The 12,648-nt window shown below is 63.4% G+C and carries 10 protein-coding genes and 2 riboswitches; of the genes, 8 read left to right on the top strand and 2 right to left on the bottom strand.

The genetic code is table 11. The annotated features are described in order from the left end of the window. Positions 1 to 324: 324 nt before the first annotated feature. Together ARADN35_RS28345 and ARADN35_RS28340 are read left to right on the top strand one after the other, a co-directional pair. Positions 325 to 1,887 (top strand): diguanylate cyclase, encoded by a 1,563-nt coding sequence (locus ARADN35_RS28345; protein WP_208856806.1) that lies wholly within the window; start codon positions 325 to 327, stop codon positions 1,885 to 1,887. Further along, complete coding sequence (locus ARADN35_RS28340) at positions 1,838 to 2,605, top strand: EAL domain-containing protein (RefSeq protein ID WP_208856805.1); 768 nt, start codon at positions 1,838 to 1,840, stop codon at positions 2,603 to 2,605. The genes ARADN35_RS28345 and ARADN35_RS28340 overlap by 50 nt, the downstream gene beginning before the upstream one ends. A gap of 195 nt (positions 2,606 to 2,800) precedes the next feature. Here ARADN35_RS28340 and ARADN35_RS0102635 read toward each other — a convergent pair whose 3' ends face one another. Both ARADN35_RS0102635 and ARADN35_RS0102630 read right to left on the bottom strand, forming a co-directional pair. Continuing rightward, positions 2,801 to 3,712 (bottom strand): LysR family transcriptional regulator, encoded by a 912-nt coding sequence (locus ARADN35_RS0102635; protein ID WP_010458690.1) that lies wholly within the window; start codon positions 3,710 to 3,712, stop codon positions 2,801 to 2,803. A 262-nt stretch (positions 3,713 to 3,974) separates the two neighbouring features. After that, entirely contained in the window at positions 3,975 to 4,433 is a 459-nt protein-coding gene (locus ARADN35_RS0102630; protein ID WP_010458688.1) for an Lrp/AsnC family transcriptional regulator, read from the bottom strand. Between the two features lie 425 nt (positions 4,434 to 4,858). On the opposite strand from ARADN35_RS0102630, the gene ARADN35_RS0102625 reads away from it, so the two are divergent. From ARADN35_RS0102625 to gcvP, 6 genes are all read left to right on the top strand, one after another. Then, a complete protein-coding gene (locus tag ARADN35_RS0102625) occupies positions 4,859 to 5,833 on the top strand; it encodes a TRAP transporter substrate-binding protein (RefSeq protein ID WP_010458686.1) in 975 nt (324 codons plus the stop codon). 85 nt (positions 5,834 to 5,918) lie between these two features. Next, positions 5,919 to 6,431: a TRAP transporter small permease gene (locus ARADN35_RS0102620; RefSeq protein WP_010458684.1), complete on the top strand. Its 513-nt coding sequence runs from the start codon at positions 5,919 to 5,921 to the stop codon at positions 6,429 to 6,431. Beyond that, entirely contained in the window at positions 6,428 to 7,723 is a 1,296-nt protein-coding gene (locus ARADN35_RS0102615; RefSeq protein WP_010458682.1) for a TRAP transporter large permease, read from the top strand. Before ARADN35_RS0102620 ends, ARADN35_RS0102615 begins: the two co-directional genes overlap by 4 nt. Before the next feature lie 28 nt (positions 7,724 to 7,751). After that, positions 7,752 to 7,852, top strand: a riboswitch (glycine riboswitch). Between the two features lie 13 nt (positions 7,853 to 7,865). Beyond that, positions 7,866 to 7,992: riboswitch (glycine riboswitch) on the top strand. Positions 7,993 to 8,040: 48 nt separating this feature from the next. Beyond that, entirely contained in the window at positions 8,041 to 9,180 is a 1,140-nt protein-coding gene (gcvT, locus tag ARADN35_RS0102610; RefSeq protein WP_029413020.1) for a glycine cleavage system aminomethyltransferase GcvT, read from the top strand. Between the two features lie 87 nt (positions 9,181 to 9,267). Next, on the top strand, positions 9,268 to 9,642 hold the full coding sequence (gcvH, locus tag ARADN35_RS0102605) for a glycine cleavage system protein GcvH (RefSeq protein ID WP_010458679.1): 375 nt from the start codon (positions 9,268 to 9,270) through the stop codon (positions 9,640 to 9,642). Positions 9,643 to 9,672: 30 nt separating this feature from the next. Next, positions 9,673 to 12,561: an aminomethyl-transferring glycine dehydrogenase gene (gene gcvP / locus ARADN35_RS0102600; protein WP_010458676.1), complete on the top strand. Its 2,889-nt coding sequence runs from the start codon at positions 9,673 to 9,675 to the stop codon at positions 12,559 to 12,561. Positions 12,562 to 12,648: the final 87 nt, after the last annotated feature.

The raw sequence follows: 12,648 nt of genomic DNA, 5'->3' as shown, positions 1-12,648 counted from the left end.
AAAGGGTGCATGACGGGCTCCGGTAGAGCCTTTTGCGGTGGACGAAGGTAGCGTACTCAGGCAATCAAATGATAACAATTCTCATTTAAAACCACCACCCCGCTTTTGCCTGTGTCGCCCAGCCCACAGTCCGTTACCCCGGAGAAACCACTGGCCCCTTCCTGAGGCAACACAGCGCCCATTGGTGGTTTCCACCATGCGGGTTGCAGGTCTGGTACCTATGCTCGGCAACATCGGCATACCGGCGGCTTCACGATGGTGCCCCGGTCCTGCCTCCCCTTGTGGCTCCCACAAGTTCCCGGAAAGCGCCCTTCGCCCCATCCCATGACATTGCCCCCCGATCCGATGGCGCCACACGACCCGCAAGAGCGCAGGCACTCAGACGCCCTGCTCCAGCTGTGCAAACGCCTGGAACGCGCCTGGACCCTGTCCGATGTGCTCGACGCCGTGAAACCCATGGGGGAAAGCGTTTTTGACTACCGCCATGTCTGGCTGGCACTGATCGATGACGCCTCGGGGATGCTGGACTTCCTGACCCACACCAGCGGCGGCGAGGAGAGCGCCCTGAGCCGCCAGTTGCAGACCATGAAGATCCCCGTGAAGGGAGATGCGCTGCTCGAGGAAATCATGCAGGCCACGCACGTCGTGGTGGTGGAAGACGCCCGCACCGACCCACGCACCAACAAGGCTGTGGTAGCCGTGCTGCACAACCGCACCATCGTCAATGTGCCGCTGATCATGGCCAACCAGCGCCTGGGCGCACTGGGCATGGGCACCTATGGCGACGAGGAAGGCGTGCGCCCCCCCAAGCCCTGGCAGATTGCGCTGATGCAGGCCACCGCCGGGCATCTGGCCGTGGCACTGGACCGGGTACGCTTCATGACCGCGCAGCGCGAAGCCGAAGAGGCTCTGCTGCAGGAGAAGGAACGCCTGCAGGTCACCCTGCACTCGATCAGCGACGCCGTGGTCACCACCGACGCTGCAGGGCTGGTGCAGTACCTCAACCCCGCCGCCCAGGCGCTGACGGGGTGGTCGCTGACCGCAGCCTGCGGGCGCAGGCACCAGGAGGTCCTGGGCTTGGCCATCGAAGCCGGCGCTGACACTGCGCCCGACCTGGTGGGCCGCGCGCTCGCACAAGGTAGCACCCAGTTGCATGGCAAGCTGCGGTCCACGCCCCAGGCGGGTGCGCCCCTGCTGATGGACCTGTCGGCCTCGCCGCTGCTGCGCCCGGGCGGGCATGCCGATGGCGTGGTGCTGGTGTTTCGCGATGTGACCGAAGCCAGCCGGCTGAGCCGCGAAATGGAGTTCCAGGCCATGCACGACACGCTCACGAGCCTGGGCAACCGCCGTGCATTCGAACACCTGCTGGCCCAGGCCTTCGCCGCCACGCGCGACGCCAGGGCCCACCACTGCGTGTGCTACCTCGATCTCGACAACTTCAAGGTGATCAACGACACCTGCGGCCATGCCGCAGGCGACGAGCTGCTGCGGCAGGTGGCGCGCCTGTTCCTGGCCCACCTGCAGCCCCAGGACCTGCTGTGCCGATTGGGGGGCGACGAGTTCGGCATCCTGCTGTGGCAACAGGATCTGCAGCAGGCCCTGCAGTTGGCCGAGCGCATGCAGCAGGGCCTGGCCGCTTTCCGTTTTGGTTGGCGCGACCATGTGTTCAGCGTGAGTGTCAGCATTGGGGCGGTGATGCTCGACGCCGCCACCGAAAGCGTGGGCGCCTTGCTGCAGGCGGCAGACAGCGCGTGCTACGTGGCCAAGGATGGGGGGCCGCAACCGCATCCATGTCTATGCCGAGAACGACCCTGCTCTGGCGCAGCGCTATGGCGTCATGGAATGGGTCAGCCGCATAGAGCATGCGCTGCAGCACGACCGGTTTGAGCTGTTTGGCCAGCCCATCACCCGCCTGGGCCCGGCACATGGCAGCCAGCCCCATGGCCTGCATTGCGAGATCCTGCTGCGCATGCGCACCGCCGACGGCCAACTGGTCTCGCCGGGCGAATTCATGCCCGCAGTGGAGCGCTACCACCTGGCGGCCCGGGTGGACCGATGGGTCATCAAGAACGCCCTGGCCTGGATGGCAGAGCACCAGGATCGCGTGGAGCTGTGCTGCATCAACCTGTCAGGCCAGTCCGTGGGCGATGCCGCTTTTTTGAGCCAGGTGCTGCAGGCCATGGACCAGACCTCGGTACGCTGCGACCGCCTGTGTTTCGAGATCACCGAAACGGCCGCCATGGGCGACCTGGCGGCGGCCAACCGCTTCTTCCACGCACTGCGCGCCCGGGGCTGCCAGTTCGCCCTGGACGACTTTGGCAGCGGACTGTCGTCGTACGCCTACCTGCGCGAGCTGGCGGTGGACATGCTCAAGATCGACGGGCAGTTCGTGAAGCACATGGCAGATGACCCCGTGAGCTTTGCCATGGTGAAGTCCATTCACGAAATCGGTTGCCTGATGGGCAAAAAGACCGTCGCGGAGTTTGCCGAAAGCCAGGCCATCGTGAACCTGCTGACAGGACTGGGCGTGCACTTTGCCCAGGGATACGCCCTGGGCCGCCCCGCCCCGATTGACGAGCTGCTTCTGGAGACAATGACGCAGTAAGAACTCGCTCAAAGCCTCATGCAGCGCACCAGAACTTTGTGTCGGATGAAAAACTAGTCAAGTGACATCGGTCGCACCCAAACTGAAGCCATTCGGTATAGCTGGAAAACGTGCGCAGGAAGGCCAGCCCCGGCGAGTAGATCCGTACAAAATTTTCTGCGCGGTGCATCACGTGCTCCAGAGCGATTGCCCAAGTCAGGCGCGGGCCTTGCGCGTCTTGGGCTGCGGTGGTTGTGCCTCGATGAAGCTGAGCGCGGATCGCACGATCGCCTCCATTGCCGGGGATGAGGGGTCCTCGCGGTAGCTCACATGAATGGGCAGTGGCCGCAGGACGATGTCGCAGGCCAACGCGCGCAGATCCGGGAACGCCAGCATCCGCTCCACCGCCAGGCGCGGCAGGGTGGCCACACCAAAGCCACCCTGTACCAGCTGCACCATGGCGGAGATCGAGGAAATGGTGTGCACGCAGCGCGGCTCCACCTGCGCCTGGCGCAGCGTGTCCAGCAGGTACACATGGGGCTGGGAGCCACGCTGGAACGTCAGGATGTCGGTACCGGCAAAGTCCTCAGGTGCATAGCGGCGCTTGCGGTGGATCTTGCTGTTGCCGACGAACACCATCTCCATGGGCGTCAGTGCCTGGCTGCGGATACCGTCCGCCGATGCAGGCAGCGCCGCAAACACGGCATCCAGCGTGCCCCGGCGGATCTGGTCGAGCAACACAGGCGTGGACTCGACCGTAAGCTCCAGCTCCAGCAGCGGGTTGTCCTTGCGCAGTTGTTCCACCCAGGGAATGAGCCATGAGTGGAGCACCGACTCAATCGCACCCAGGCGGATCGACACTTCCAGCGGGCCGCCCGAGGCCATCTCGGTCTTGAGCTGGCGCTGCAGTTCCAGCATGCGTTTCGCATACGTGAGAAACCGGGTGCCCGCCACGGTGAGCTTGAAGTGTTTGTCGCGCCGGTCCAGCAGCAGCACACCGAGTTCTTCCTCCAGCGCCGCCACGCGGCTGGACATGGCCGACTGGGTCAGAAAGAGTTTTTCCGCCGCGCGCGTCACGCTCTTAAGGGAGGCAACCCAATAAAAGGCTTCGACAAAACGCAGGTTCATGGTGGTGGTTCTCCGGCCGTGCTGGCACGCTTCAAGCCCTCTGGCTGCGCACCGTGGTGGTGCAACCCACCGAAACCAGCGCAAAAGGCGGAGCCATTCTGCCGTTGATCTGCATGCCCTACAGCCTCAGAACCGCAGAAACAGAACGCGGCGGGTGTTCCTTGATGCCTGAGCGTTGGAATTGGCACCTGATGCAGATACTATTAAATTGATAGCTATTAACGCTTTACAGACAAGCGCCAACGGCCATTTTTAATCAAATTCATCCCACAAAAAGGGGGAGGTCCGCCTTCTTGAGCGTGCGCAGTACAAAACTGGAGCGGCTGTGCCGGATGCCCTTGATCTTGTAGAGCTTCTCACGCAGCAGGCGCTCGTAGTCGCGCGTGTCCTTCACGACGATGCGCAGCAGGTAGTCGTAGTCGCCCGACACCAGGTGCGCCTCGATCACCTCGGGGATGCTGGCCAGCGTTTCGCCGAACTTTTCGAGCGTGTTGTCGGAGTGGCTGTCGAGCGTGACCTGCACCAGCACCGTGTCGGCCAGGTCCAGCGACTGCGGGTTGATGCGCACGGTGTAACCCTGGATCACACCCGCCTCTTCCATCTTCTTGATGCGGCCCCAACAAGGTGACGCGCTCAAGCCCACGGCCTGCCCGATCTCTTGCAGGCTGGCGCGGGCGTTGCCCTGCAGCACAGCGAGAATTTTTCTATCCAGTCGATCCATCAGGTGGATTATTCACTGATTCCTACAAATTCAGAAAATTATTCTGACATTTGACTTTTTCAAAGAGAATTCAGCAAATTCATCTCATCCCTGCAGCGCATACTTCTTCCATCAAGGCGCTCTTACCGGAGTGCACAAACTGACAAGGCCCCGGCTGGTTACCGCCAGCACGGGGCCCTTGGCATTCAGGGGGCGAAAGCCAGGCTCACTGGCGGCACGCCTTTGCCCCCCCACTACCAGCCCTTCCGAAAATACGGTCGGCCTCACCACGGAACACATCTCCACGCAGTTAATAAGCACGCTTACCAGCACAAACCCGGATGCCTGTGCCATGTTGCAGCGCCATAATTTTGCGAGCACGCGGCCACTAGGTGCTGCGGCGTCCGCTGCATCCGGCGCGGACACCCACAATCACAGGAGACACCATGCAACTGCACCCCCTCGTCGCCACTCTGGGACTGGCCCTTGGCTTCTGCGCCTCCGCGACCGCACAGACCACCACGTTGAAGATTGGCTACGCCACGACACCGGAATCCCACTACGGCGTGGGCGCCAAGGTGTTCTGTGATGAAGTCGAAAAGGGCACTCAGGGGCGCTACAAGTGCCAGCATTTCCCCAATTCGGCCCTGGGCGGAGAACGCGAGCAGATCGAAGCCATCCAGCTGGGCACGCAGGACCTGGTGAACACGTCCACTGGCCCGGTCGGCAACTTCGTTCCTGAAGTCAAGATCGTCGACATTCCCTTCCTCTTTCGCGACTACGACCACGCCCGCAAGGTGATGGACGGACCGATCGGCCAGGACATCCTGACCAAGTTCCCCAGCAAGGGCATCATTGCGCTGGCCTGGACGGAAAACGGTTTTCGCCACATGACGAACAGCAAGCGCGACATCGTCAAGCCAGCGGATGCGGCCGGCCTGAAGATGCGCACGATGGAAAACAAGGTGCACATGGATGGTTACCGCACCTTCGGCATCCTGCCCACGCCCATGGCATTCCCTGAGCTGTTCGGCGCCCTGCAGCAAGGCACTGTGGACGGCCAGGAAAACCCGATTCCTGTGATCCTCTCCTCCAAGTTCTCACAGGTGCAGAAACATCTGTCGCTCACCGGCCACGTGTATTCGCCCGCGCTGCTGCTGCTTTCGCCCAAGGTCTGGAACAAGCTCAGCGATGCTGACAAGAAGGTCTTCACCGATGCGGCCAAGACGGCTGGTACCGCCCAGCGCAAGAAGGTGAACGATGACGAGAACAACGGCATCGCCATGCTTGAATCTCAAGGCATGAAGGTCACCAAGGTGGTCGATGGCAATGCGTTCCGTGAAGCGCTCAAGCCTGCCTATGTGGGTTACGCCAAAGAGTTTGGCGCGGACAACATCAAGAAGATCCAGGACGTGCGCTGATACGCCCCACGGTCCAGTCCCTCGCCCGCGCGCCCGGCAGCCCCTGCAGCGCCGGGCGTTTTTTCGTTGATTCAGCCCCCTGCCCATGAAAACCCTGGAACGCCTTCTCATTGCCACCAACCGGTGGGCACTGATCCTGCTCCTGGCCGCGATGTCGATCATCATCTTCACCAATGTGGTCATGCGCTACACCACACACAACTCGCTGGAATGGGCCGAGGAAGTGTCCCGGCACATGATGATCTGGCTCACCTTTTTGGGCGCGGGCCCGGTGCTGCGCTACGGCGGCCACATTGCCGTCGAGAACCTTCAGGATGCCCTGCCCCGCGCGGGCGCCATTGCCGTTCGTGCCTTTGTGGCGGCGCTGCTGTTCGCATTTTTCGGTTTCATGGTCTGGTATGGCTGGCTTTACATGCAGCGCACCATGTTCCAGATGACCGCCGTCACGCAGATCCCGTTTGCCTATATCTACAGCGCCATGTTGATCGGCGGGGTGCTGCTGATTGCGCATTTCCTGTTTGTGGTGCGCGGCTACGTGCTGCGGCGCGAGTTCGCTTCTGATGCGCACTTCGACGCGAATGCGAGCGCATCCCTATGAGCGCGTCGATCATTCTCATCGTCTCGGCCTGCCTGTTCCTTGCGATCGGTGTGCCCGTGGCGTTTGCGCTGGGCCTGGCCACAGCGGCCACGCTGATCCTGGCCGAGAGCTACCCGCTCATGGTGCTGCTCAAGGAGACCTTCACCGGCATTGACAGCTTTCCGCTGATGGCCGTCCCGTTCTTCATCCTCGCGGCCGAGCTGATGAGCGGCGGATCGCTGACCGAAGTGCTGCTCAAGTTTGCAGGCCAGTTTGTGGGGCATAAGCGGGGAGGCCTGGGCTACACCAACGTGGTGTCGCTCACTTTTTTCTCGGGCATCTCGGGCTCTGCGCTGGCCGATGCTGCCGGGCCAGGCTCCATGCTGATCCGCATGATGGACAAGGCAGGCTACGACCGCTCGTATGCAGCGGCCCTCACGGCGGCCACGGCCATCGTGGGGCCGATCATCCCGCCGTCAATCATCATGATCATCTATGCGCTGCAGGACGATTCGGTATCGGTGGGTGCGCTGTTCGTGGCGGGCCTGCTGCCGGGTCTGCTCATCGCGGTGGCAATGTGCGTGGTGAACTTCCATGTATCGAAGAAGCGCAACTACAAGGGCGACGGCAAGATGCCCCCGCTGGCCGATATCCTGCAGACCACCTGGAAGGCGCTGCCGGCCATCCTGCTGCCGGTGGTGATCCTGGGCGGCATGCGCGCAGGCTGGTTCACGCCCACCGAGGCGTCGGTGGTGGCGGTGTTCTATGCGCTGTTGTGTGGCAAGTTCGTCTACCGCACGCTGCAGTGGAAGGCGCTGCCCGACATCCTGGCGCGTTCGGCGTTGCTCTCGGCCTCGGTGCTGATCATCATCGGCCTGTCCGCATCTTTCGCCTGGGTGCTGACGATTGAAGGCGTTCCCCAGCAGATGGCCGAATGGCTGATCTCCATGCAGCTGTCGCCCTGGATGTTTCTCATCATCGTGAACATCTTCCTGCTGCTGTTCGGCATCTTTATCGAGCCGCTGCCTGGCGTGATGGTGCTCGCGCCCATCCTCGCACCGGTGGCCTTCAAGCTGGGCATCGACCCGGTGCACTTCGCAATGGTCGTGATCTACAACCTCACGCTGGGCATGATCACCCCGCCGGTGGGCGGCTTGCTGTTCGTCACTTGCAACGTGTCGCGCGTGCCCATGACACAACTGGTGCGCGAACTGGCGCCGTTTCTGTGGGCCCATGGCGTGGTGCTGGTGCTGCTGACCTTCGTGCCCCAGCTGTCCACCTGGCTGCCACACGTGCTCGGTTTCATCAAATAGAGGGTGCCGACGGTACCTGCGGATATACTTGCGCCCGTCAGGAGAGAGCCCTTTGCAACGTTTGCCAAAAGGGCCGCCGAAGGCGCAGGCAGCAGCCGAACGCTCAGGCAAAAGGACTGGCAACCGCCCGCAGTGATGCGGGCGTTCCCTTGCTGGAGAGAGATGGTCCACCGCATCGCGTGATGAGGCCATCCACCGAAGGAGCAAACCGCATGGCCAGCCAGGGCGCTGCGGTGAATCTCTCAGGTAAAGCGGACAGCAGGGCAAATCCCGTGATCACCTTTGTGATCGCGGCCCCTATTTGCCCGGAGTCCGCCATGTCGTCCCCTGCCACGTCCTCGCCCCTGCTCACCACGCCCCTGAACGCCCTGCACATCGAGCTGGGCGCCCGCATGGTGCCGTTTGCCGGCTATTCCATGCCCGTGCAATACCCTGCGGGCCTGATGGCTGAGCACCAGCACACGCGCAGCGCGGCAGGATTGTTCGATGTCTCGCACATGGGCCAGCTGAAACTGGTTGGCCCTGACGCCGCAGCGGCGTTTGAAACCCTGATGCCCGTGGATGTGATCGACCTGTCCGTGGGCAAGCAGCGCTACGGCCTGCTGCTCACCGACGAAGGCACCGTCATTGATGACCTGATGTTCTTCAACAAGGGCAACCACGAGCTCTTCGTCATCGTGAACGGCGCCTGCAAGGTGGGTGACATTGCCCACATCCAGGCGCGCATTGGCCAGCGCTGCAACGTGATCCCCATGCCGAACCATGCGCTGCTGGCGCTGCAGGGCCCGCAGGCTGTCACGGCCCTTGCGCGCCTGGCACCGGGCGTGGAGAAGCTGATTTTCATGACGGGCGGCGATTTCGCCATTGCAGGCTGCGACTGTTTTGTCACCCGCAGCGGCTACACGGGCGAAGACGGCTTCGAGATCTCGGTGCCCGCCGCACAAGCCGACACCCTGGCCCGCGCCCTGCTCGCGCAGCCCGAGGTCAAACCCATCGGACTGGGTGCGCGCAACTCGCTGCGGCTCGAAGCGGGCCTGTGCCTGTACGGCAACGACATCGACACCACCACCACGCCGCCCGAAGCGGCACTCAACTGGGCCATCCAGAAGGTGCGCCGCACGGGAGGCGCACGCGCAGGCGGATTTCCCGGCGCCGACAAGGTGCTGGCGCAGATCGACAACCCCGCCACCCTGCAGCGCAAACGTGTGGGCCTGGTGGCGCTGGAGCGTGTGCCCGTGCGCGAACACACCGAATTGCAAAGCACCGATGGCCAGAAGATCGGCGAAGTGACCAGCGGCCTGCTGGGCCCCACGGTGAACGAGCCCGTGGCCATGGGCTACGTCGCGCCCGCCTTCGCGGCCATGGGCACGCGCGTGAACGCCATCGTGCGTGGCAAGGCTGTGCCGATGGAAGTGCGTGCCATGCCCTTCGTGCCTGCCAACTATTTCCGTGGCTGATTTCGCCGGGCGCAGCGCACAGACCGCGCCTGCGCCCGCTACATTGCAGATTCCTTTCATTTTTCTAGTTGCTTGAGGAGCCTCCCCATGACCGTCAAATTCTCCAAAGACCACGAATGGATCAACGCCGCTGACGCCAATGCAGCTGTGGTCGGCATCACCGTCCACGCGCAAGACGCGCTGGGCGATGTGGTATTTGTGGACCTGCCCGAAGTGGGCAAGACCTTTGCCCAGGGCGACGTCGCCGGCGTGGTGGAGTCCGTGAAGGCCGCCGCCGACGTGTACATGCCCGTCTCTGGCGAAATCACCGAAGTGAACGAAGCCCTGCGTGCCGACCCTTCGCTGGCCAACTCCGACCCGCTCAATGCCGGCTGGTTCTTCAAGGTCAAGCTCAGTGATGCCAGCCAGCTCGATGCGCTGCTGGATGAAGCCACCTACGCCGACTTCGCCAAGAACGCCTGACCCTGATTCCCTCTTCGAGACTGCCCCACCATGTTGATGCAATCCGCCTTGCCGCTTGGCGAGCTTGAAAACGCCACCGAATTCCTGCCCCGCCACATCGGCATCGACGCGGCCGATGAAGCACACATGCTGTCGGTGATTGGCGAGGCCTCGCGCCGCGCACTCATCGAAAGCATCGTGCCGCGCTCCATCGCACGCAGCACCGCGATGGACCTGCCCCTGCCAATCACGGAAGCGGCGGCGCTGGCCGAGCTCAAGGCGATTGCATCGAAGAACCAGGTCTTGAAGAGCTTCATCGGCCAGGGCTACTACGGCACCCACACTCCGGGCGTCATCCTGCGCAACATCCTCGAGAACCCGGCCTGGTACACGGCCTACACGCCCTACCAGGCCGAGATCTCGCAAGGCCGCATGGAGGCGCTGGTCAACTTCCAGACCATGGTGTGCGACCTGACCGGCATGCCGATTGCCAATGCATCGATGCTGGACGAGGCCACCGCCGCCGCCGAGGCCATGACACTGGCCAAGCGCTCGGTCAAGAGCAAAAGCAATGTGTTTGTGGTGGCCGGGGACGCCCACCCGCAAACCATCGAAGTGATCCAGACCCGCGCCAAGCCCCTGGGCATCGACGTGGTGCTGGCCAATTCCGCCGCCGAATGGGATGCCGCGCTGAATGGCGAGTATTTCGCCGTGCTGGCCCAGTACCCCGCCACCAGCGGCCGCATTGACGACCTGCGCGCCGATGTGGAGAAGGCCCACGCCAAACAGGCCGCCTTCATTGCAGCGGCCGACCTGCTGGCCCTCATGCTGATCACCGCACCCGGCGAATGGGGCGCCGACATTGTGGTGGGCACCACGCAGCGATTTGGCATGCCCATGGGCGCCGGTGGCCCGCACGCCGCCTACATGGCCTGCCGCGACGAGTTCAAGCGCAGCCTGCCCGGCCGCCTGGTGGGTGTGAGCGTGGATGTGCATGGCAAGCCCGCCTACCGCCTGGCCCTGCAGACGCGCGAACAGCACATCCGCCGCGAAAAGGCCACGTCCAACATCTGCACTGCGCAGGTGCTGCCCGCCGTGATTGCCAGCATGTACGCCGTCTACCACGGACCCCAAGGCCTCAAGCGCATTGCACAGCGTGTGGCCAGCTACACCGCCATCCTGGCCAAGGGGCTCACCCAGCTGGGCGCGCCGGTGCGCCCCCAGGCTTGCTTCGACACGTTGTCGCTCAAAACCGATGGCGCTACCAAATCCATAGCTACTCGCGCAATACAGATGGGCGCCAACCTGCGAATTTACTTCGAAAACTACCTGTGCATCTCGTTGGACGAGACCACCACGCGCGCCGACATCGAGTTGCTGTGGAAGGTTTTCGCCAAAGATGGCCAGGCGCTGCCCACTTTTGACGCATTCGAAAAAGGCGTGGAGCCATTGATTCCCGCCGAGCTGCGCCGCACCAGCAGCTACCTTACGCACCCGGTGTTCAACACCCACCATTCCGAGACCGGCATGCTGCGCTACATCCGCCAGCTGTCCGACAAGGATCTGGCGCTGGACCGCAGCATGATTCCGCTGGGCAGTTGCACCATGAAGCTCAACGCCACGAGCGAGATGATCCCCATCACCTGGCCCGAATTTGCCAACGTGCACCCGTTTGCTCCCGCCGACCAGCTACAGGGCTACCAGGAACTGGACGAACAGCTGCGCGCCTGGCTGTGCCAGGCCACGGGCTACGCCGGCATCAGCCTGCAACCCAACGCCGGCAGCCAGGGTGAATACGCAGGCCTGCTGGCCATCAAGGCCTACCACGAGGCCCAGGGCCACGGCCACCGCAACATCTGCCTGATCCCCAGCAGCGCACACGGTACCAACCCGGCCAGCGCGCAAATGGTGGGCATGCAGGTGGTGGTGACCGCCTGCGACGCCAACGGCAATGTGGACATGGCCGACCTGCAAGCCAAATGCGAACAGCACAGCGCCAACCTGGCCGCCGTGATGATCACCTACCCCAGCACACACGGCGTGTTCGAGACCCAGGTCAAGGAGCTGTGCGCCCTGGTGCACCAGCATGGTGGCCGGGTGTACGTGGACGGTGCCAACATGAATGCCCTGGTGGGCGTGGCAGCCCCCGGGGAGTTCGGCGGCGACGTGAGCCACCTGAACCTGCACAAGACCTTCTGCATCCCCCACGGCGGTGGCGGTCCCGGCGTGGGCCCCGTGTGCGTGGTGGCCGATCTGGTGCCCTACCTGCCAGGCCATGCCACGGCCGGAGTGTCCGGCGGCGTGGGCGCCGTCTCGGCCGCGCCTCTGGGCAATGCCGCCGTGCTGCCCATCAGCTGGATGTACTGCCGCATGATGGGTGCCGAGGGCCTACAGGCCGCGACCGAAACCGCCATCCTGAGTGCCAACTACATCAGCGCGCGCCTCAAGGACCACTACCCCACGCTGTACGCCAGTGCCAACGGCCATGTGGCGCACGAGTGCATCCTGGACTTGCGCGGCCTCAAGGACACCAGCGGCGTGATGGCCGAGGATGTCGCAAAGCGTCTGATCGACTATGGCTTCCACGCGCCCACGCTGAGCTTCCCCGTGCCCAACACGCTGATGGTGGAACCCACCGAAAGCGAGACGCTGTTCGAGATCGACCGCTTCATCGACGCGATGATCGCCATCCGCGAGGAGATCCGTCAGATCGAGGCGGGCGCCTGGCCGCAGGACAACAACCCGCTCAAGAATGCGCCGCATACAGCCGAGAGCCTGCTGGGCAACGAATGGGCGCGCCCCTACGCCCGCGAAGCCGCAGCCTACCCCGTGGCAGCCCTGCGCAGCAACAAGTACTGGTCGCCCGTGGGCCGCGTGGACAACGTGTGGGGTGACCGCAATTTGAGCTGCAGCTGCATCCCGGTGAGCGACTACGCCTGACCCGCAACGGCTCGGCCTGCAAAGCCTGCATGGAGCCCCGGCTGCATGCAGGCTTTTTCACGGCAAGCCTGTTACCGGCGTGGCCTG

This window comes from Acidovorax radicis N35 (assembly GCF_000204195.1).
GTDB classification, from domain to species: Bacteria; Pseudomonadota; Gammaproteobacteria; order Burkholderiales; family Burkholderiaceae_C; genus Acidovorax; species Acidovorax radicis.
Note: the sequence above shows the minus strand (reverse complement) of the source record. Positions and strands in the feature narration are given on the sequence as shown.